The following is a 21,039-nucleotide window of genomic DNA, read 5'->3' as shown; positions in this document are numbered from 1 at the left end:
CAATGAGTGCATTCAGCGCCATCGGCGAACAGCGAGAGGCGGACGAGGACGAGTTCACACCCGGGATCGAGCCGCAGCCGACGTGGTGTCCGGGCTGTGGCGACTTCGCGGTGAACAACGCGCTCAAGAAAGCGATGTCCAAGCTCGGGAAGAACCCCGACGAGGTCCTCCTGTGTACGGGCATCGGCTGTTCGGGTAAGCTGAACAGCTACTTCGAGAGCTACGGCTTCCACACCATCCACGGGCGCTCCCTGCCCGTGGCGCGTGCGGCGAAGCTCGCGAACCCCGGCGTCGAGGTCGTCGCGGCCGGCGGCGACGGCGACGGCTACGGGATCGGCGGGAACCACTTCATGCACACCGCCCGCGAGAACCACGACATGACCTACATCGTGTTCAACAACGAGATCTTCGGCCTCACGAAGGGCCAGACCTCGCCGACGAGCCCGAAAGGTCACAAGTCCAAGACCCAGCCCAGCGGGAGCGCCAAACAGCCCGTTCGGCCGCTGTCGCTGTCGCTGGCGTCCGGGGCGTCCTACGTCGCACGCACGGCGGCGGTCAACCCGAACCAGGCCGCGGAGATCATCGCCGAGGCCGTCGAACACGACGGGTTCGCGCACATCGACTTCCTCACGCAGTGTCCGACCTGGAACAAGGACGCACGCCAGTACGTCCCCTACACGGACGTCCAGGACTCGGACGACTACGACTTCGACGTCACGAACCGGGAGGAAGCCGGGAAGATGATGTACGAGGTCGAATCCAAGCTCTACGAGGGCGAGGTGCTGACCGGTCGCTTCTACAAGGCCGAGGACCGCCCCTCGTACGGCGAGGAGAAGCGCGCCACCGGAGAGATGCCCGAGGAGCCGCTGGCAGAGCGCTACTACGACGAGGACGCCGAGTGGGAGCGCTGCGCCGAGCAGCTCATCCAGAAGCACACGTAGACGAAGCGCGTCGACGGCTCGACGGTTCCGCTCCCGACGGGCCGAACCGCCGGCCCCGAACGGGGCGCCACAGTCTGTTTGTGGTTTCGGAAGATATTTTTCGCGGCGCGGTAATATTGTATGTATGAGCGCCGAATCCACGGAGGAACGAATCCTCTCCGTGCTGGAGGAGGACGCCCAGGCCTCCTACGCCGAGATCGCCGACCGGGTGGACGTCTCGAAACCGACAGTCCGCAAGTACATCCAGCGCCTCGAAGAGGAGGAGGTGATCGTCGGGTACTCCGCCGACGTGGACCCCAAGAAACTCCCCAGCCAGTCGATCGCCCTCGTCGGGATGGACGTCGAGAGCGAACGCTACGTCGAGGCGATCCGCGAACTCAAGGACGTCCCGGAGATCGAGTCGCTGTACACCTCCAGCGGCGACCACATGCTGATGGCCGAAGTGCGGGCACAGGACGGCGACGCCGTCGGCGAGGTGATCGAGTCGCGGATCAAGGGCGTCGCGGGCGTCACCGCCGCCCACCCCTCCTTCCTCCAGGAACGGCTGAAGTAACTCGTACTCGAAGGCGGTCTCTCGGTCCCGATCGGCGCCCGTGACCTGCTACGGAGCGTTCCCCTCACTCGATACCGACTGCCAGGCCCCCGGGATAGCGGAGCGAACGCGTCAGAAAGCATTTACTATCGAACGGGGTAGGACGACTATGGACGATTTCGGCGGCGGCGGTGGCGGCGGCGGCCCGGCTTCGCCACCTTCGACGATGGAAGGCGCGGACTCGTCGTCTGCTGGCCCCGGAGTGATACTGGCGATTCTGGTGTTCCTGGGCGTAAGTATCTGTGTCCTCTACCTCCTGTGACGGCGAGCGGATGCAGCGAGCGGTCTTCGAAATACATCGAACGGCCTGCGAGATGCAGCGAGCGGCCTTCGACCGACGCTGCACAGTCACGCGACCGGTGTGAGCGCGGGTAACCGGCAGCGCTCGCGCCGAGGCCGTTTTCGCTCGTGGTTTGGCCGGAGAGGTTACTCCGTGACTTCCGACGAAGAAGACGGTAGCAGGATTTTTACGCCCAGTTCCCCGAGCGGGGTGTATGACGTCCCGCCTGGTGCTCGGGAGCGGAAAGCTGGCGGGTGTACTCGTAGACGAGCTCTCCGAGCGGCAGGGCCGATTACAGGTTCTCTCGGACGACGAGAACGCCGTGGAGACGTACCGCGAGGAGGGCGTCGCGGCGGAGGTCGGCGACGTGACCGACGACGCGACGCTGGCCGACTGCGGAACGCCGGAAACCGTCGCGGTCGCGAGCCGGAACCCGGAGACGAACGTCGCGGCCGCGCGTGCCGTCAGACGGGTGTTCTCGGACGTGTTCCTCCTCGCGTACACGGGGTTCGAAGCGACCGCCGACCAGACGACCGTCCTCGAGTCGATCGCGGACCAAGTCGTCGATCCGGTGGCCGCGACGACCGAGCGACTGATCGACCGCGCCGGCGACGCGGGACTTCGGGCGCGCAAACTGACGAGCGTCCTCCGGGACATCGGCGGGCGACTGGCGATCGTCACACACGACAACCCGGACCCGGACGCAATCGCGAGCGCCGTCACGCTCGGTCGGATCGCCGGGGCGACCGGGTGTGAGCCGATGATCTACTACTACGGCGACATCACCCACCAGGAGAACAGGGCGTTCGTCAACTTGCTGGATTTCGACCTCGTGGAACTCGACCCCGGAGCGGACCTGCCCGACTCGGACGGGGTGGCGCTCGTCGACCACTCCAGGCCGGGAGTCAACGACGGCCTCCCGGCGGACACGCCGGTCGACATCGTCATCGACCACCACCCGCCGCGGTTCCCGGTGGACGCGCGGTTCGTCGACCTGCGCAGCGACGTCGGCGCGACGAGCACGCTGCTCGTCGACTACCTCAGGACGCTCGGCATCACCCCCACGCGCGAGGTGGCGACGGGGCTGCTGTTCGGGATCCGCATCGACACGGACGAGTACACGCGCGAGGTGAGCGCCGACGATTTCGAAGCGACGGCGTTTCTCGTCCCGCACGCGGACGCGGGGACGCTGGACCGGATCGAGTCGCCGAGCATCAGCGCCGAGACGCTGGAGACCGTCGCGCGGGCGATCCGCAACCGCGAGCGCAGCGGGTCGGCCCTGCTGAGCGGGGTCGGCCAGCTCTCGGACCGCGACGCGCTCGCGCAGGCCGCCGACCGCCTGCTCGACCTCGAGGACGTGACGACGACGCTCGTCTACGGCGTCAAGGACGGGACGATATACATCTCAGCGCGAGCGCGCGGGACCGACCTGGACCTGGGCGAGACGCTCCGTGACGCGTTCGGCCAGATCGGGAGCGCCGGCGGCCACGCCGACATGGCCGGCGCGCAGATATCGCTGGGGCTGCTGGACGCCATCGACGCCGACGACGAGTCGCTGAGCGAGGTGGTCAGGGCGATCGTCACCGACCGCTTCATGGACTCGATGGGATCCCACGGGAACAAGGTCCTGACCGGCCTCTACGCCGACGACTACCACGGGTCGGGGACCACCGACGGGTCGCTCTCGCTCGACGACCTCGCCGACGCGACCGAGCGGTCCACCGAGGGAGGGGCGGACCGAGCGACCGACGCGGGGCAGTGGACGACCGCCGACTCCGACGCGGACGATACCGGCGCCGACGAGGACGAGGACGAGGACGAGGAGAGCGACTGACGCGGCCTGCGGTCGGGGATCGCGGCGGAGCCGGTGTGTTTTTGAGCGCCCGACGACTCGGGACAGGTAATGGTCGAGGACGGCGCGCTGGCGGTCAAAGACTACATGACCCGCGAAGTGGACACCGTCTCGCCCGACGACACGGTCGGCGACGTGGCCCGACGGATCGCGGAGAGCACGGAGCACAGCGGATTTCCCGTGACCGACGGCCGCCACGTCGAGGGGTTCGTCAGCGCTCGCGACCTCCTCCAGCAGGCCGACCACGAACCCATCTTCAAGGTGATGAGCGACGACCTGCTGGTCGCCCACCCGGAGATGAACATCGACGACGCCGCGCGCGTCATCCTGCGGTCGGGGATCCAGAAGCTCCCCGTCGTCGACGACGCCGGCAACCTCGTCGGCATCATCAGCAACGCCGACGTGATCCGCTCGCAGATCGAACGCGCCACGCCGGGGAAGGTGGACAACCTGATGCAGACGCTGGAGAACATCCACGGCGTCGCCGTCTCGCAGGAACGCCGCGAGGTGCCGCTGGCCGAACTGACGCCGACGCAGGCGAAGGTGTACGCCGACGAACTGGAAGGGCGCCGGTACGAACTCGACCGCGGGCTCGCCGAGCCGCTGGTCGTCATCGACAACGACAGCGACCTCCTCCTGGCCGACGGCCACCACCGCGTCAAGGCGGCCGCCCGACTCGGCATCGACCGGATGGACGCCTACGTCATCGTCCTCTCGAAACCCGTCGACCTCGGGATGGCCAAGACGGCGCGGAAGGAGGACCTCCACGACATCTCCGACATCGCCGTCGTCGACTACGCCCACCACCCGCTGGTCCAGAAGACCAAGCGGCTACAGGACTGACCGGCGCGGACCGACTCACTCGCACTCGCGCTCGTACTCGACGACGTTCGTCTCGCTATCGAGCCACAGCGACAGGCAGTCGTCGTCGAGGGGCACGTCGATCCGGACGCGAACCGGGCCGGTCGATTCGAGGGCGGCGCTTGCCAGCCCGCAGAAGGGCAGGTCGATGTGGGGACGGCCGCGAAGCGGTTCGCCGTGATCCTCGTAGAAGGCGACGACCGCCGGGTGGTCGACGACGCACGCGCCCGGTGGAACCTCGAACGAGAGCCCGCACTGCCGGCAGTCGAACGCCGCGAGGACGGTGTCCTCGGGGAGGTCGGCCTCGATCTGTGAGGGCATCGTCGGCTCCTCCACGGGGAGGGTCGCGTCCGTCGGCCCCCAGCAGTTCGGACAGACGCCCGCGCGCGCCCGCTGGATGTCCTGTCGCGTGTCGAGCGTCGTGATCTCGACGAGTTCGTCGGGGGAGTGCTCGGCGGCGACGATCGGCGGGAGGATCGTCGCGGCGAACCGGTGATGATCGGGACAGCGCAGGCGGAAGTACTGGTCCTCGTAGACGCCTTCGAGCGCGCGCTGACAGTCCGGGTACGGGCAGTCGTAGCTCGTTTCGCCGCGGACCACCTCGCCCGTGTCGCTGTAGCGCCCCGACTCGACGGCGCCGACGATCTGGAGGCCGTGGTTGAGCAGGTAGTACTCGTCGCCGTCCTTGGCGACCAGCCGTCCCGTCAGCTTCTCCAGGTGGTAGCTGAAGTTCCCGGCGTCCGCGACGCCGACCGCGCGGCGCAGCTCGGCGAACGTCTTCCCCGACCACTGCCAGTTGGCGTAGCGCTCGACGGCCAGCTCCCTGACGATGGCCAGTCGCGTCTCGTCTGCGAGCAGGTCGAACACCGCCGTCGGGTCCGCCCCGTCTGTCGACCTCGAGTCACCCGTCAGATCTTCCGACCCCGAGTCACTCCTCACCCCGCTCGAATCCGTCCCGGCGGACCCGCTTCGCTCGGCCATACCCCCCGTTCCCCGGCCGCCGGAAAAACTGTTGTGTCGTGTCAGTCCCCAAACTGAACAGCCGTGCAGGAAATGGTTATGGGCTGACACCGACTGATCCGTGTGTATGACGACGACACCCGAACGGGTCCCCGACGAGGCGGTGGGTGACGAGCGGACCGGGTCGGTGGCCGACACGGACACGGCGCTCTCTGTACGGAACCTCACGAAGACGTTCGGCGACGGTGACGAAGTGGTTCGAGCGGTGGACGACGTGAGTCTCGAGGTCGAGCCCGGGACGGTCGTCGGGGTGCTCGGGCCGAACGGCGCCGGCAAGACGACGCTCATCAAGTCGGTCCTGGGGCTCGTGATCGCCGACGCGGGCGACGTACGGCTGGCGGGCGTGGACGTGTACGCCGATCCGCGGGCGGCCTACGGCCGCGTCGGCGCGATGCTCGAGGGCGCGCGCAACGTCTACTGGAAGCTCACGGTCCGGGAGAACCTGGAGTACTTCGCGGCGATCGGCGGCGAGTCGCCGGGGCCGCTCAGCGAGCGCCACGACGACCTGCTCGAACAGCTATCGCTGACGGAGAAGGCAGACGCCCCCGTCAACGACCTCTCCCGGGGGCAAAAGCAAAAGGTGTCGCTGGCGTGTGCGCTGGCGCGCAACGTCGAGGTGGCCTTCCTCGACGAGCCGACGCTCGGGCTGGACGTCGAGTCGTCGGTCGACCTCCGGCGGGAGATCCGCCGGCTCGCCGAGCAGGAGGAGATGACGATCATCCTCTCCAGTCACGACATGGACGTGGTGCAGGAGGTGTGTGACCGCGTCGTCATCATGAACGACGGCGAGGTGGTCGCCGACGACGCCGTCTCCGACCTGATAGACGTGTTCCGCACGTTCGCGTACCGCGTCGTCGTCGGGGCCGACGACCGCGCCGCCGTCCTCGACGAGGCGACGCGTGACCGCCTCCGCGACGCCTACGGGGTCGAGGAGTTCGAGCGGCACGGCGATCGGACGGCCTTCGAGGTGACCCTCGGCGAGCCGGAGCGGTTCTACGACCTCATGGACGACCTGCGGGCCGGCGGGGTCACGGTCCACGAGGTCGAGTCGGTCGACCCGGACCTGGAGGAGGTGTTCCTCGAACTGACGGGCGACGCGGGAGAGGGGGAGGACGCCTTCGGAGGTGACGACCGATGAGCACCGGGACCGCGAGCGGTGAGCGACGCGGGCGCGGGACCGCGACCGTCCGGACGCTGCTGTGGGCGCAGGCGAAGAAGCGGGCGCTGTTGCTGTATCGCTACCCGCTGAACACGCTCTCGGGCCTGGCGATGACATTCGTGTTCTTCGCGATGGTCTTCTTCGGCGGGCGGGCCATCTCGGGACAGGCGCTGACGGACAGTCTGGAGGGGATACTCGTCGGCTACTTCCTCTGGAGCATGGCGCTGACCGCGTTCTCCGGCCTCGCCTGGAGCGTCACCCGCGAGTCCCAGTGGGGGACGCTCGAACAGCTGTACATGTCCCCCTTCGGCTACGGTCGGGTGATGCTCGCCGGCATCACGGTCGGCATCGTCGAGAGCTTCGGCTGGGGCGCGGCGACGCTCGCGTTCATGCTCGCGCTGACCGGCGAGTCGCTCCACCTCCCCGTCGGGACTATCGTCGTCCTCACCGTCCTCGCCATCGCGCCCGCGGTCGGCATGGGGTTTTTCTTCGGCGGGCTCGCGCTCCTGTACAAGCGCGTCGAGAACGTCTTCAACATCCTCCAGTTCGTCTTCATCGGGCTGATCGCCTCCCCCTCCGTCGGCGTGTTCTGGGTCCGTCTGCTCCCGATCTCTCAGGGGAGCTACCTCCTCACCCGCTCGATGCGCGAGGGGCTCCGCCTGTGGGAGCTCCCGCCGGACGAACTCGGCCTCCTGCTCGGCACGGCCGTCGTCTACTTCGGCCTGGGTTACGCCGCGTTCCAGTGGATGGGCCGGCGCGCCCGGCGACAGGGGCTTATGGGCCACTACTGAACGGGGAGTCCGGTTTCGACCGGGAGATGGCCCGAAACCAGCGGTAATCACACCATACGGGAGCGTAGTCACGAGATACTTCGCCGAGCGGGTGGGCGCGCGGGACCTGTTAACCCGTCACCAGCCGGCCTCGATTCGGCGGTAACCGGTAGCGAAGCGCACGTTCCGCTGTATCTCCCCGCAAGAACGTATATAAGCATAGCTCTGACTTACCGGGATATGGCACTGATTTACGCGCAGAGCAGTCCTCGGTTGTGTGGGCTTACTCCGCGAACGGCGACGACCGCGGCAGGCGGTTCGACTACCGAAGAGGCTCGGCAGATTCGCTCGACGCCGGTCCGCGCGGCGGACGGAGGTCGGTGAGCGTGTCGACGACGGAACAGCTCGGCGAGCACAGCGGGGCCGACCACCTGCGGTCGGTGCAGGCCGTCACGCTCCCCGAGCGCGTCCGGGAGCTGGCCGACGCGTACGACCGTCACTTCGAGGAGCGCGACCGGTTCCTCTGGCAGTGGATCTACTCGCTGTTTCCCTCCTTTACCCTCTCGTCGGTCGCCGACGAGCACGCGGCCCACGTTCGGGAGCAGAAGACGGTCCTCACGATGTACGTCACGGTGCTCGACGACCTGATCGAGTGCCACGGCGACCGCCGGACGTTCCGGGAGGCGTGCCGACTCCACGCCGACCACGTCGACGCGGACCCGGAGCGGGCCGCCGTGGACGCCGAGACGTTCGCGTTCATCCAGCGGCTCTGGACGGAGTTCGAGGACGGCCTCGACGACGCGCCGCGCCGCGAGGAGTTCGCCGACGTGTTCGCTTACGACTTCGGACAGACCGCCGACGCGATGGAGTACAGCGCGCTCGTCAGCGACAACCCCCAGATGGCGAACCTGACCGGCGCGACCCAGTACGACTCGCACAACATGGTAATGTTCCCCTACGCCGACGTGGACCTGATGTACTCGCCGGCGTTCGACCCGGCGGACCTGGGCGCCGTTCGGAACACCCTCTGGGACCTCCAGGAGATGGCCCGGATCGGTAACTGGCTGACGACGTGGGAGCGCGAGGTCGTCGAGGGCGACTACTCGGCCGGCGTCGTCGTCGCCGCCATCGAGGAGGGCGTCGTCTCCCACACGGAGGTCGCGGCGGCCGACGACTGCGAGGGCGTCGTCGAGGCCATCAGGGCCAGCGGCCTCGAAGAGCGGTTCCGTCGCCGCTGGCAGCGCACGTACGACGACGTCAAGTCCCGCCGCGCCGACGCCGGAAGCGTCGACCTCTCCGCGCTCCTCACCGGCATGGAGACCGTCTTCGAGTACCACCTCGCCAGCGAGGGCCTGAAGTAACCGCGACGCCCGCCGCTGTCGGCCGGCACCGGTTCGCGTCCGCCCGAACCCTTATGCGCGCTCCGGCAATATTTGCGCGCATGTTCGACGACGAGGACCTCGCCGCGATCCGCGAGTCCCGCGAGGAGTGGGAGGCAGAGACCCTCGGTCCGGTCCTCGACGGGTACGGCGAGCGAAGAGACCGGTTCGCGACGGTGTCGAACCACGAGGTCGACCGGCTCTACACCCCCGAGGACGTCGCCGACACCGAGTACGACGAGGACCTGGGATTCCCGGGCGAACCCCCCTACACGCGCGGGGTGTACCCGACGATGTACCGCGGGCGCACGTGGACGATGCGGCAGTTCGCCGGGTTCGGCACGCCGACCGAGACCAACGAGCGCTTCCACTACCTCATCGACGAGGGCCAGACCGGCCTCTCGACCGCGTTCGACATGCCCTCGCTGATGGGACTCGACTCCGACGACCCGATGAGCGACGGCGAGGTCGGCCGGGAGGGAGTCGCCGTCGACACCCTCCGTGACATGGAGATCATCTTCGACGGCATCGACGTGAGCGAGGTGTCGACCTCCTTCACGATCAACCCGAGCGCGCCGGTGGTGTACGCGATGTACGTCGCCATCGCCGACCAGCAGGGCGTCCCCCGCGAGGAGGTCCGGGGGACCCTGCAGAACGACATGCTCAAGGAGTTCATCGCGCAGAAGGAGTGGGTCGTCCCGCCCCGCCCCTCGATGGACCTCGTCGTCGATACCGTGGAGTACGCGGTCGACGAGACGCCGAAGTTCAACCCCATCTCCATCTCCGGGTACCACATCCGCGAGGCCGGGTCGACCGCGATACAGGAACTGGCGTTCACGCTCGCCGACGGCCTCGCCTACGTCGAGGCCTGCGAGGAGCGCGGCCTCGACGTCGACGAGTTCGGCCCGCAACTGTCCTTCTTCTTCAACTCGCACAACGCCATCTTCGAGGAAGTGGCGAAGTTCCGCGCCGGGCGGCGGGTCTGGGCGACGCTGATCGACGAGTGGTACGACGGCGGTGAGGCCGCGCAGGCGATGAAGTTCCACACCCAGACCGCGGGGCAGTCCCTGACCGCACAGCAACCGCTCAACAACGTCGTCCGGGTGACCATCCAGGCGCTCGCGGGCGTCCTCGGCGGCACCCAGAGCCTCCACACCAACAGCTTCGACGAGGCGCTGGCGCTCCCGAGCGAGCAGGCCGTCCGCGTCGCGCTCCGCACCCAGCAGATCATCGCCGAGGAGTCCGGCGCCGCGGACATCGTCGACCCGCTGGGCGGGAGCTACGCGGTCGAAGCGCTCACCGACGAGGTGGAGGCCGAGACGATGGCGTACATCGAGGAGATCCGCGAGATGGGCGACGGCTCGATGCTGGAGGGCGTCCTGACGGGCATCGACCAGGGCTACTTCCACCGGGAGATCCAGGACGCGGCCTACGAGTACCAGGAGCGCGTCGAGGACGGCGAGGAGGTCGTCGTCGGCGTCAACGCCTACGAGATCGAGGAGGACACCGAACCGGAACTGCTCCGGGTCGACGAGGAGGTCCAGCGGACCCAGCTCTCCCGGCTGGAGGACGTGAAAGCCGAGCGCGACGACGACGCGGTCGAGGAGACGCTCGCGGCGCTCGACGAGGCGATCGAGACCGACGAGAACGTGATGCCGTACATCGTCGACGCGGTCAAGGCGTACGCGACGATGGGCGAGATCATGGCGCTGTTCGAGCGCCACTACGGGTCCTACGAGGAGCGGATCGGCATGACTGGGTGAGTCCGGCCGGAGACGCCCGCTTCGGCGCGTCCGTCTCCGCGACGTGCGCCCCGCGAGACGACCCGGACCACCGGCCCTCGGGCTTCTCCCCGTCCGGCGAGTGGTTCCCACGAAGGCACTAACTCGCCACGGACGGGCGATTCGACGGGTGTGTCACTATCATTTTCCATAATTATGCACAACTATTATGATGGTGGTCGTCAGGTGTCTGGGTATGTCACACGATGGCAAATCCGTTTCGCGGCGTGGGCTACTGAAAAACGCGGGTGCGGCTGGAACCGTCGGCCTGGTCGGACTGGCGGGCTGTAGCGAAGGTGGCGACGGAGACGGTGACGGTGACGGCGACGGCGGCGGCGGTGGCGGCGACGGCGGGGACGACTACCCCGCGCTGGGCAACTACCCGATCGACGGAGACACTGCCACGTTCGGCTTCAACGTCCCGAAGTCCGGTCCCTACTCCTCGGAGGGCGAGGACGAGCTGCGAGCCTACGAACTCGCCGTCGAGCACCTCAACAACGGGGGCGGATGGGTCGACGAGTTCGAGGACCTCTCGGGTGAGGGCGTCCTCGACTACGAGATCGACTTCGTGGAGGGCGACACGGCGACCGACGCCTCCGCGGCGGACGAGTCGGCCTCGCGGATGGTCCAGCGCGACGACGTGATCATGTTCTCCGGCGGCTCCTCGAGCGCAGTCGCCATCGCACAGCAGGGCGTCGCACAGCGCGAGAAGGTCCTGTTCATGTGCTGTCTGACCCACTCCAACGACACCACCGGGAAGGACTGCGTGCGCTACAGCTTCCGGGAGATGTTCAACGCCTACATGACCGGGCAGGCGCTCACGCCCGTCGTCACCGAGGAGTACGGCGACGACCTGGACTTCTACCAGCTGTACGCCGACTACTCGTGGGGGCAGACCCAGCAGGCGTCGATGAAGCAGTTCTTCGAGGAGGCGGGCTGGAACGAGGTCGACAGCGTCGCGACGCCGCTCGACACCAGCGACTTCTCGTCGTACCTCTCGGAGGCCCAGAGCTCCGGGGCGGACGTCCTCTTCCTCAACCACTACGGCCTGGACGGCGCGAACTCCCTCACGGACGCCGTCGACGCCGGCATCGACGAGGACATGGAGATCGTGATGCCGCTGTACAACCGCCCGATGGCCGAGGCCGCGAGCGGAGCCATCGACGGCATCTACGGGACCATCGCGTGGGACTCCCAGATCGACAACGAGCCGTCGAACCAGTTCGCCGAGGTGTTCGGCGAGGAGTACGACGGCCGCAGTCCGTCCGGCCCGGCCCAGCTCGCATACGCGCAGACGCTCCAGTACGCGGCCGCCGCCGAGCGAGCGGGCACGTTCTACCCGCCCGAAGTGATCCGCGAACTCGAGGACTACGACTACGACAACATCGGCATGGGCGAGGAGACGATGCGCGCCTGTGACCACCAGGCACAGCGTGCGATCCCCGTCGTCCGCGGTCTCCCCGAGTCGGAGCAGGAAGGCGGCAACTTCTTCGAGATCGTCGACATCACCTCGCGCGACGACGTGGGCTACGGCTGCGACGAAGGCCCCGCTGCGGAGTGTGAACTCGGCGAGTACGGCGACGAGTAACGACGCCGACTCTCTCCACCCCTTACAATTATATACGTGATTCCCCGACGATAAAATATCATGAATGGCATTCACACCCAGACTATGGACTGCACCGCCGACCAGCCCCGGCCGATCGAGGTGAGACGAGCGTGAGCCTCGTCGGAGAGCTCGTCGTCCTGCTCGTCAACGGCCTCCAGACCGGCGCGATCTACGTCTTGCTGGCCATCGGGCTCTCGATCATCCTGGGGACGCTGAAGTTCGTCAACTTCGCCCACGGCGCCCTCTACGTGGTCGGCGCCTACATCGGCCTGTTGATCACCCAGCAGATATCGATCGCGAACGGACAGCTCGCCGAGTGGGGGTTCCCGACGCTCGGCCTCGGCTGGGGCTTCATCGCCGCGCTCGTGATCGTGCCCCCCATCGTGTTCGTGGTGGGACTCGCGATGGAGCGATTCGTGGCTCGCCCGTTCTACGACCGCCCGGACACCGACCAGATCCTGGTCACCTTCGGCCTCGCGATCGTCGTCCAGGAGCTGATCCACGCGCTGATCGGCCCGCGGAGCTACACGTACGACATCCCGAGCGAGATCGCCGGCGGCATCCCGTTCTCGGGGCCGGTCGGCGTCCCGCTCTCGGCCGTGACGATCGACGTCTGGCGCGTGTGGGTGATCGCGATCACGGCCACGCTCGTCATCGCCGTGTACGCCATCGTCGAGTACACCGACTTCGGCCTCGTCGTCAAGGCCGGCACTCGTGACCCGGAGATGGTCCGACTGCTCGGGATACGCATCACTCGACCGTACCTCGTGATGTTCGGGATCGGCGCCGGACTCGCCGGCGTCGCGGGCGTGGTCGGCGCGCCCCTCTCGAACATCAACCCCGAGATCGGGATGACCATCCTCGTCCCCGCCTTCCTGACCGTCGTCATCGGTGGCGTCGGTTCCATCCGCGGTGCGGTGCTCGGCGGGACGCTCATCGGGATGGTACAGGTGACGCTCATCTCGCTGGGGACCGTCTCGCTTGGCAGCCTCTCGATCAACTTCACTCCCTGGGCGCAGGTCGGTATCTACGCGCTCGCGGTCGTCGTCCTGTTGACGCGACCACAGGGACTGCTCGGCTCCGAGGAGGTGACGGCATGAGCGACGAAGTCGGCTCGGCCGCGGAGACCGAGGCGGACTCCGAACCCGTCGACGAGTCGCCCACCCTGTACGAACGGTGGCGTCAGATCCACGACAACGAGTCGACCGTCGCGGCCCTCACGATCCTGGGCGTCGCGCTCGCTCCGTTCGTGCTGGTGACGCTCCCGACCCAGCTGGGCCTCCCCAGCGAGTACAGCTGGTACCACAACCTGCTCACGCTGACGCTCATCTGGGGCATCTTCGCGCTGGGCTACGACCTCCTGCTGGGCTTCACCGGCCTGCTGTCCTTCGGGCACGCGATCTTCTGGGGGACCTCGGCGTACGCCGCGGGCATCTTCAGCGCGAACGTGACCGGGAGCCCGCTCGCGATGATACTCGTCGGGACGCTCACGGCGGTCCTGATGGCGTGGATCATCGGCTGGATCTCCCTGCGCCGCGGCGGGATCTACTTCGCCATCCTCACGCTTGCGTTCGGACAGATGATCTACTACATCTTCCTGTCGCCGCTCGGCGACATCACCGGCGGCGAGAACGGGTTCACCGGCGTCCAGGTCGGGTCGCTCTTCGGCGTCGTCGACCTCGGCCGGGCCGTCCCGTTCGTCCCGGAGGCGTTCGTCGACTCGTGGATGTACGTGTTCGTCGGCGCCGCGATGATCCTCTCCGTCGTGGTCGGCTATCGCATCCTCAACTCGCCCTACGGCGCCGTCCTGCGGGCGATCCGCGAGAACGAACAGCGCGCCGAGTTCGTCGGACTGAACGTCTGGCGCTACAAGCTGATGGCGTTCATCCTCTCGGGGGCGTTCGCAGGCCTCGCGGGGAGCCTCTACGTCATCCAGCGCTCGTTCGTCCCGATCGAGAACACCCTCAACTGGACGGTCAGCGGCGACATCGTCGTCATCACCGTTCTCGGGGGCGTCGGGTCGCTGTTCGGCCCCGTCTTCGGTGCCGGGCTCTACATGTACGTCGCCAACATCGTCAGCGGGATGCCCGTGATTGGCGAGTTCTGGCACATGATCCTCGGCATCGTCTTCATCGCCGTCGTCGCCACGATGCCCCACGGCATCTGGGGCCGGGTCGACTGGCTCCGCGACAGAGTCGCCGACGCCATCGGAGGTGACGAGCGATGACCGCGATCCTCGAGACCCGCGACCTCGTCAAGGAGTTCGGGGGCCTCGTCGCGACCGACCACGTGAACCTCACCATCGAGGAGGGCGAACTGGTCTCGCTCATCGGTCCCAACGGCGCCGGCAAGTCCACGCTGATCAACCTGATCACGCGGATGCTCGAAGAGACGGAGGGCGAGATCTTCTTCGAGGGCGACCCGATAACCGACCTCGAACCCCACGAGGTGGTCCAGCGAGGCATCGGGAAGTCGTTCCAGACGGCCTCGATCTTCCCGGAACTCACCGTCGAGGAGAACGCCAACATCGCCTCGTTCGGCGCCGAACACGGCTCGTTCCGGTTCAACTTCCTGAAACACCGGAGCAGCTACCCGGCGGTCCAGCAGCGCACCCTGGACACCCTGGAGGCCGTCGGCCTGCGCTCGCAGAAGGACACGACCGCGGCCGACCTCCCCTACGGGGACAAACGCCGGCTCGAGATCGGCATCGCGCTGGCGAGCGAACCGGCGCTCCTCCTGATGGACGAGCCGACCGCCGGCATGTCCCCGGAGGAGACCCAGTCGACGGTCGAACTGATCGAGGACCTCCAGGAAGAGATGGACCTGACCATCCTGCTGGTCGAACACGACATGGAGATCGTCTTCAGCGTCTCCGACCGCATCGCCGTCCTCAACCGCGGCAGTATCATCGCGGAGGGGCCGCCCGACGAGGTCCAGGGCGATCCGAGCGTGCAGGAGGCGTATCTGGGAGGTGTCGAGCTGTGAGCCTGCTCGAACTCGACGCGGTCGACAGCTACTACGGGCAGAGCCACATCCTCCGCGACGTGTCGATGCGCGTCGAGGAGGGCGAGATCTGCGCCCTGCTCGGGCGGAACGGCGCCGGCAAGACGACGACGCTGCGCAGCATCGCCGGCGCGCGACCGCCCGAGGTGCGCACCGGCCGGATCACCTACAAGGACCGGGACATCACCGACATGGAGACCGAGGACATCTCCGTCCTCGGGATCTCGCACGTCCCGGAGGAGCGGCGCGTGTTCGCGAACCTCACCGTCGAGGAGAACCTCCACCTCGCGGACGTGGTCAAGAACCGGTCGAACACCTGGGGACGCGACCTCGACTTCGAGCACGAGGGACAGTCCATCGAGCAGATCCTCGAGGACTTCCCGCGGCTCAGCGAGCGACAGCAGCAGATGGCCGGCACGCTCTCGGGCGGCGAACAGCAGATGCTCGCCATCGCCCGGGCGCTCAAGCAGAGCACCGACCTGCTGATGCTCGACGAGCCCTACGAGGGGCTCGCGCCGCAGATCATCGAGACCGTCGAGGGCGCCATCGAGCGGATCCGCGACGAGGGGACGACGGTCCTGCTGGTCGAGCAGAACGCCGTCGCGGCGATGAAGATCGCCGACCGGTGTTACGTCATCGACCAGGGCAGCGTCGTCTTCGAGGGGCCGGCCGAAGAACTGCGGAACGACGAGGAGACGCGCGAGCGATACCTCGGCGTCTGATCTACAATGTCACGAACTATGGACGAACCGACGGTCGACGCACACATCGACGCCCTCGTCGACGAGGGCGTCCTCGACCACGACGAAGCGACCGACGAGATAACCACGAGCGACGACTTCGAACAGTCACGCCACATCTACTACGACACGTACCTCGACGTGGACGAGGCGGAGTTCCACCGCTCGGTCGCCGACGCGTTCGACCTCCCCTCCCCGGAGGCGGCCGCCGAGCGGGTCGACCGCCTCCAGGTCACCCGGGAGGAGTTCGCGACGTACCTGACGCTGTCCGCACGGCTCGACGGCTACGGCGTCGAGGAGCTGGCGCAGATGGCCAACATCGTCGCCGAGGTCGGGCCGGACTCGCCGGTGCCCGGAGCGGTGACGGAGCTCGACGACGACAGCTACGCGGAGTTCCTCGCCGACCACGACCGGGCGGTGGTGACGGTGTGGAAACGCGGCTGTGCGCCCTGTGAGGGCATGAAGGAGGAACTGGACGAGATACTGTCCGCGCTCCCCGCGGACGCCGCCGTGGGCGGCCTCGACGGCGAGCAGTGCCCGGACTTCTGCCGCGAACACAAGGTCAACGCCGCGCCCGCGGTCGTCTTCTTCGAGGACGGCGACCTGCTCGACGCCGTGACCGGCCGGACCAGCCCCGGTCCGCTCGGCGAGCGCGCCGCCGAACTGTACGACTGAGCGTCCCGCGGACGGGACGACGTTTTCTTCTGTTTCACACGTCCCGAGAGCGTCAGCGGTGTGTCTGAACGGTCGTGCGGTGATGGCCCGGACGAAAGGTACAGAGAACGGAGACGCCAGCGCGACGCCGCTCGGCTAGTTGTGGAGCTGTTCGACGCTCTCGACGAGGTCCGTGACCGACTGGGTCTGCGATTCGGTCGTCTCGACGATCCGGCGGGCGGCCGCCTCCGCGTCCTCGGCGTGTTCGCGGGCGTCCTCGATGGTCGTCGTGACGCCCTCGATGGCGTCGGCCTGGCTGTCGTTGGCGTCGGCGACCTCCTCGATGCCGCTGGCGGTCTCGTCGACCGCGTCGGCGATGTCGTCGAGGGCGTCGAGCGCCTCGGAGATCTCCTCCTCGGCGCGCTGGATCTGTCGGTTGGACGCCTCGACCGTGTCGACGGTGTCGGTCGCCTGCTCCTGGATCTCGGTGACCGACCGGGAGATGCGGTCCGCGTACTCGCTGGTCTCCGTGGCGAGCGTCTTGACCTCGTCGGCGACGACGGCGAAGCCCTCGCCGGACTCGCCGGCGCGGGCCGCCTCGATGTTCGCGTTCAGCGCGAGCATGTTCGTCTGCTCGGCCACGTCGGCGATGATCTCGATGATCTCGCTGACCTCGTCCATGCGCTCTTCGAGGCCGGTGACGCTGTTCACGAGCTCGTCGCTCGTGTCCGTCAGTTCGTCCGTGACCGCCTGTGCCTCCTCGCTCGCGGTCGCTCCCTCGTCGACGGCGGACTTCGCCCGACCGGCCGCGGCGCTGACCTCGTTCGAGGTGGCGGCGATCTCCTCCATCGTCGCGCTGACGTTCTGGATGTCCTCGGCCGCTTCGGCGAGGATCTCGTTTTGCTCGACGACCGAGCCCTCGATGTCGACTGCCGCGTCGGCGGACTCGTCGGTCGCGGCCGCCAGTTCGCCCGCGTTCCCCTCGACCTGCTGGATGAGTCGCTCCAGCGTCCCGGCCATCTCGTTGAGTTCGCCGACGACGTTCAGCAGCGACTCGTCGACGTGACCGTCCTCGTTGTCGAACGACGCCCGGGCCTTGAGGTCACCCGACTGGATGGCGCGCATCGTCTCCTCCAGTTCGGTGACGAGACTCGCCGTCTGCTCGTGGCGGAGGACGTCCGACGTCCGGTCCTGCACCATCTCGACGACCCCGACCAGTTCGCCGTCGTCGTCGTAGATCGGGGCGGCGGAGAACGAGATGTGGACGTCCTCGCCGTGCTGGTCCTGCATCACGCTCGTGTCCCGGTACAGCGTGAACGAGGCGTCCTCGACTCTCGGTACGTCGTACTCTTCGTCGGTCCGCTCGGGCGCATCGATCACTTTGTCCGCGAGCGTCTTCCCTCGCCGGCCGTCCGGGTAGAAGGCCATACTCGCCATCTCCATCTCCATCGCGTCAGGCTCGGAGACGCCGGTCAGCGCCTCTAGCTGCGCGTTCCACGTGAGGATGTCTCCGCCGGGGCCGAGCACGAACAGCGGCGTCCCGATGTGGTGGAGCACGTCGTGGTAGTCCAGCGCGTCGCTTCTCAGCCCCTCGCGACTGTCGCCGGCGGCGGCAGCGTCGCTGCTGACCTGCTCCGTCGTCTCCGTGGTCTCGCTCGCGTCGTAGGCCGCCGCACCCGCCGTGAACACGTCGTTCGCACTCCGAAGGCCGTCGCGGAGGTCACCCCGAGCGTCGTCGAGCGCGTCGTGCGCCGCGGCGTCGAGTTCGTCGCGGAGACGGTCGAACACCGCGTCGACGAGCGCGTCCGAGACGACCCGCTGGGACGCGGCGAACTCCCGCGCGCCGATCCCCGCCGCCCGGTACTCCGCGACCAGGTCGCCGAGCGCGTCGTCGCCGAGCGAGAACGGGTCGCGGACGTGTCGGTCGCCGACCGCGGCCGCTTCGGTGCCGCCGTACACCGATTCGAGGGCGTCGAGGTCGGGGTCGTACCGCTCGATGAGCGACCCGCTCGCATCGTCGACTACCACCCCGCCGTCTGGTTCGGCCGGCGGCCCGCCGCCGACTCGCTTTCGGAGCCGGCGGAGTACCGCTTCGGGTGTGTGCTGTGTCATCGTACGCGATTCAACATCAATGTTGTATAAAAACCCACGCCGCGAATTATCGATTCGGATAACGAATCCGGGGTCCGAGAGGGGTCGTATGGGTCGATCTGCCGTTCCTGGCGAGTACCCGACTCCGGGCCGACGGAGTGGCGATATCGTTCGAGTGACTGTCGCGGCCCCGCGTCCCGTCGAGGGGACCGATCGCGTGTCGGCGGGACGACGCCGCCGGGTGGTCGAGCGGCGCGGATCATTTATGTCGATGCCCGCGCGAATCCTACAGGATGGACGACGAGTCCGGAGTCGAGAGCCATCCGCGGAACGGGCGGACGGTCGATCCGCCGCCCGCCTTCACGGACCAGGCGAACGTCACGGCGGCCGAGGCTGCGGCGTTCGCCGAGGACTGGCCCGACTGCTGGGACGAGGCGGGCGAGATGCTGGACTGGGCGGACGCGTACGGGACCGTGTTCGAGTCGGGCGACGGGAACGGGCGCTGGTTCCCGGACGGGCGGCTGAACGCGTCCGTCAACTGCGTCGACCGCCACCTCGACGAGCGCAAGACGCAGGCGGCGATCAAGTGGATCGGCAAACGCGGCGAACGCCGGACGTACACGTATCTCGACCTCTATCACGAGGTCAACGAGTTCGCCGCCGGCCTGCGGTCGCTCGGCATCGGGGAGGGCGACGTGGTGACCCTCTACATGCCCGCGATCCCCGAACTGCCGATCGCGATGCTGGCGTGTGCCCGCATCGGCGCGCCCCACAACGTGGTGTTCGCCGGCTTCTCCGCCGCGGCACTCGCCGAGCGCATGGAGCGCTCCGAGTCGGAGTTCCTGGTCACCTGCGACGGCTACTACCGTCGCGGGAACGCGATCCACCAGAAGAACAAGGCGGACAACGCTCGTATCTCGACGGACCACGAGGTGACCGACGTGGTCGTCGTCGAGCGACTGGACGACGAGAGCGTCCGACTCGGCGAGGACGACCACGCCTACGACGGGCTCCTGGCCGACCACCGCGGCGAGGAGGTCGACCCCGTCTCGCGCGCCGCCACGGACCCGCTGTTCCTGATCTACACCTCGGGGACGACCGGCGAACCGACCGGCGTCCGGCACACGACCGGCGGCTATCTCGCCCACGCCGCGTGGACGAGCCACGCCGTGCTGGACCTCGAACCCGCCGACACCTACTGGTGTTCGGCGGACATCGGCTGGATCACCGGACACACGTACCTCGTGTACGGCCCACTCTCGCTTGGCACGACGACGCTCCTCTACGAGGGGACGCCGGACCACCCGGAGAAAGACCGCGTGTGGGAGGTGATCGAGCGCAACGCCGTCGACGTGTTCTACACGGCGCCGACGGCCATCCGCGCGTTCATGAAGTGGGGGACTGAACACCCCGACTCCCACGATCTGTCCAGTCTCAGGCTCCTCGGGTCGGTCGGCGAACCGCTCAACCCCAGCGCGTGGTCGTGGTACTACGAACACGTCGGCGGCGAGGACTGTCCCATCGTCGACACCTGGTGGCAGACCGAGACCGGGGCCATCCTGCTGTCGACGCTGCCGGGCGTCGACGCGATGAAGCCGGGGAGCGCCGGCCCCGCCTTGCCGGGCATCGACGTGACGGTCGTCGGCCCGACCGGCGCGCCGGCGACGGCCACCGAGGGCGGCCGACTCGCCGTCACGAAGCCCTGGCCAGGGATGCCCCTCGACCTCGAGACCGACGGCGAGGGCGACGACTGGCGCTACGTGACCGAGGACGTGGCACGCATCGACGAGGACGGCTACGTGACGGTGCTCGGCCGCCTCGACGACACGGTGGCCGTCGGGAACCACAGGCTCGGGACGATGGAACTGGAGAGCGCGATCGCCGACGTCGAGGGCGTCGCCGAGGCCGCCATCGTCGACGTCCGCGACGGCGAGGCCGAGAACACCATCTACGCGTTCGTCAGCACGGACGAGCGCCACGAGTGCGAACAGCGCCTGCGCGACCGGATCACCGACAGCGTCGAGCGGACGATCGGCCCGTTCGCCGTCCCCGAGGCGTTCGTCTTCACGCCGGAACTCCCGAAGACCCGCTCGGGGAAGCTCATGCGACGCCTCCTCAAGGACATCGCGAACGACGGCGAGTTCGGCGACACCAGCGCGCTCCGAAACCCCGAGATCGTCGGCGAGATCGAGTCCGCGCTCGAACGGATGTGAGGTCGCCGGGCCGACGCAGCGGCCACGCCGCCGACCGGGCCGGAGCGTCGCACGCCCGCGTTTCGCCGATTGTGACTTCACGAAACGCGTAGTC

At 67.9% G+C, this 21,039-nt stretch carries 18 protein-coding genes; 16 read left to right on the top strand and 2 right to left on the bottom strand.

Features of this window, described 5'->3' with window-relative positions; genetic code table 11:
- Nucleotides 1-2: 2 nt before the first annotated feature.
- The 5 genes from D1409_RS00945 (at nucleotide 3) to D1409_RS00930 (ending at nucleotide 4,508) form a co-directional block, all read left to right on the top strand.
- Nucleotides 3-941, top strand: coding sequence for a thiamine pyrophosphate-dependent enzyme (locus tag D1409_RS00945; protein WP_123533140.1), 939 nt, complete (start codon nucleotides 3-5; stop codon nucleotides 939-941).
- A 124-nt stretch (nucleotides 942-1,065) separates the two neighbouring features.
- The gene (lrpA1, locus tag D1409_RS00940; protein ID WP_123533138.1) at nucleotides 1,066-1,494 is read left to right on the top strand and encodes an HTH-type transcriptional regulator LrpA1; all 429 of its coding nucleotides are present in this window, start codon (nucleotides 1,066-1,068) and stop codon (nucleotides 1,492-1,494) included.
- Between the two features lie 148 nt (nucleotides 1,495-1,642).
- A complete protein-coding gene (locus D1409_RS24210) occupies nucleotides 1,643-1,795 on the top strand; it encodes a hypothetical protein (protein WP_164471525.1) in 153 nt (50 codons plus the stop codon).
- Nucleotides 1,796-2,027: 232 nt separating this feature from the next.
- Entirely contained in the window at nucleotides 2,028-3,647 is a 1,620-nt protein-coding gene (locus tag D1409_RS00935) for a DHH family phosphoesterase (RefSeq protein WP_123533136.1), read from the top strand.
- A 69-nt stretch (nucleotides 3,648-3,716) separates the two neighbouring features.
- Nucleotides 3,717-4,508 carry a CBS pair associated ParBc domain-containing protein gene (locus D1409_RS00930; protein WP_123533134.1) on the top strand — a complete coding sequence of 264 codons (792 nt, stop codon included), beginning with the start codon at nucleotides 3,717-3,719 and terminating at the stop codon, nucleotides 4,506-4,508.
- 15 nt (nucleotides 4,509-4,523) lie between these two features.
- Here D1409_RS00930 and D1409_RS00925 read toward each other — a convergent pair whose 3' ends face one another.
- On the bottom strand, nucleotides 4,524-5,507 hold the full coding sequence (locus D1409_RS00925; protein WP_123533133.1) for a winged helix-turn-helix domain-containing protein: 984 nt from the start codon (nucleotides 5,505-5,507) through the stop codon (nucleotides 4,524-4,526).
- Nucleotides 5,508-5,613: 106 nt separating this feature from the next.
- Between D1409_RS00925 and D1409_RS00920 the strand changes: the two genes are divergently transcribed.
- From D1409_RS00920 to D1409_RS00875, 10 genes are all read left to right on the top strand, one after another.
- Complete coding sequence (locus D1409_RS00920) at nucleotides 5,614-6,684, top strand: ABC transporter ATP-binding protein (RefSeq protein WP_123533131.1); 1,071 nt, start codon at nucleotides 5,614-5,616, stop codon at nucleotides 6,682-6,684.
- Nucleotides 6,681-7,496, top strand: coding sequence for an ABC transporter permease (locus tag D1409_RS00915; protein ID WP_123533129.1), 816 nt, complete (start codon nucleotides 6,681-6,683; stop codon nucleotides 7,494-7,496). The genes D1409_RS00920 and D1409_RS00915 overlap by 4 nt, the downstream gene beginning before the upstream one ends.
- A 359-nt stretch (nucleotides 7,497-7,855) precedes the next feature.
- Nucleotides 7,856-8,836, top strand: coding sequence for a hypothetical protein (locus D1409_RS00910; RefSeq protein ID WP_235853472.1), 981 nt, complete (start codon nucleotides 7,856-7,858; stop codon nucleotides 8,834-8,836).
- Nucleotides 8,837-8,916: 80 nt separating this feature from the next.
- Nucleotides 8,917-10,617, top strand: coding sequence for an acyl-CoA mutase large subunit family protein (locus tag D1409_RS00905; RefSeq protein ID WP_123533127.1), 1,701 nt, complete (start codon nucleotides 8,917-8,919; stop codon nucleotides 10,615-10,617).
- 214 nt (nucleotides 10,618-10,831) lie between these two features.
- On the top strand, nucleotides 10,832-12,223 hold the full coding sequence (locus D1409_RS00900; protein ID WP_123533125.1) for a substrate-binding protein: 1,392 nt from the start codon (nucleotides 10,832-10,834) through the stop codon (nucleotides 12,221-12,223).
- A gap of 131 nt (nucleotides 12,224-12,354) precedes the next feature.
- Entirely contained in the window at nucleotides 12,355-13,344 is a 990-nt protein-coding gene (locus tag D1409_RS00895; RefSeq protein ID WP_123533123.1) for a branched-chain amino acid ABC transporter permease, read from the top strand.
- Nucleotides 13,341-14,471, top strand: coding sequence for a branched-chain amino acid ABC transporter permease (locus D1409_RS00890; RefSeq protein WP_123533121.1), 1,131 nt, complete (start codon nucleotides 13,341-13,343; stop codon nucleotides 14,469-14,471). The genes D1409_RS00895 and D1409_RS00890 overlap by 4 nt, the downstream gene beginning before the upstream one ends.
- Nucleotides 14,468-15,229 (top strand): ABC transporter ATP-binding protein, encoded by a 762-nt coding sequence (locus tag D1409_RS00885; protein ID WP_123533119.1) that lies wholly within the window; start codon nucleotides 14,468-14,470, stop codon nucleotides 15,227-15,229. The genes D1409_RS00890 and D1409_RS00885 overlap by 4 nt, the downstream gene beginning before the upstream one ends.
- Nucleotides 15,226-15,969 carry an ABC transporter ATP-binding protein gene (locus D1409_RS00880; protein WP_123533117.1) on the top strand — a complete coding sequence of 248 codons (744 nt, stop codon included), beginning with the start codon at nucleotides 15,226-15,228 and terminating at the stop codon, nucleotides 15,967-15,969. The genes D1409_RS00885 and D1409_RS00880 overlap by 4 nt, the downstream gene beginning before the upstream one ends.
- A 6-nt stretch (nucleotides 15,970-15,975) precedes the next feature.
- The gene (locus D1409_RS00875; protein ID WP_123533115.1) at nucleotides 15,976-16,662 is read left to right on the top strand and encodes a thioredoxin family protein; all 687 of its coding nucleotides are present in this window, start codon (nucleotides 15,976-15,978) and stop codon (nucleotides 16,660-16,662) included.
- A 135-nt stretch (nucleotides 16,663-16,797) separates the two neighbouring features.
- Here D1409_RS00875 and D1409_RS00870 read toward each other — a convergent pair whose 3' ends face one another.
- Complete coding sequence (locus D1409_RS00870) at nucleotides 16,798-18,753, bottom strand: methyl-accepting chemotaxis protein (protein ID WP_235853471.1); 1,956 nt, start codon at nucleotides 18,751-18,753, stop codon at nucleotides 16,798-16,800.
- A gap of 272 nt (nucleotides 18,754-19,025) precedes the next feature.
- Here D1409_RS00870 and D1409_RS00865 point away from each other — a divergent pair, with 272 nt between their 5' ends.
- Entirely contained in the window at nucleotides 19,026-20,945 is a 1,920-nt protein-coding gene (locus D1409_RS00865) for an acetate--CoA ligase (protein WP_123533113.1), read from the top strand.
- The last annotated feature ends 94 nt before the right edge of the window (nucleotides 20,946-21,039 follow it).

Origin of the sequence: Halosimplex salinum, assembly GCF_003730195.1 — an archaeon.
In the GTDB taxonomy this organism is placed as follows: domain Archaea; phylum Halobacteriota; class Halobacteria; order Halobacteriales; family Haloarculaceae; genus Halosimplex; species Halosimplex salinum.
Note: the sequence above shows the minus strand (reverse complement) of the source record. Positions and strands in the feature narration are given on the sequence as shown.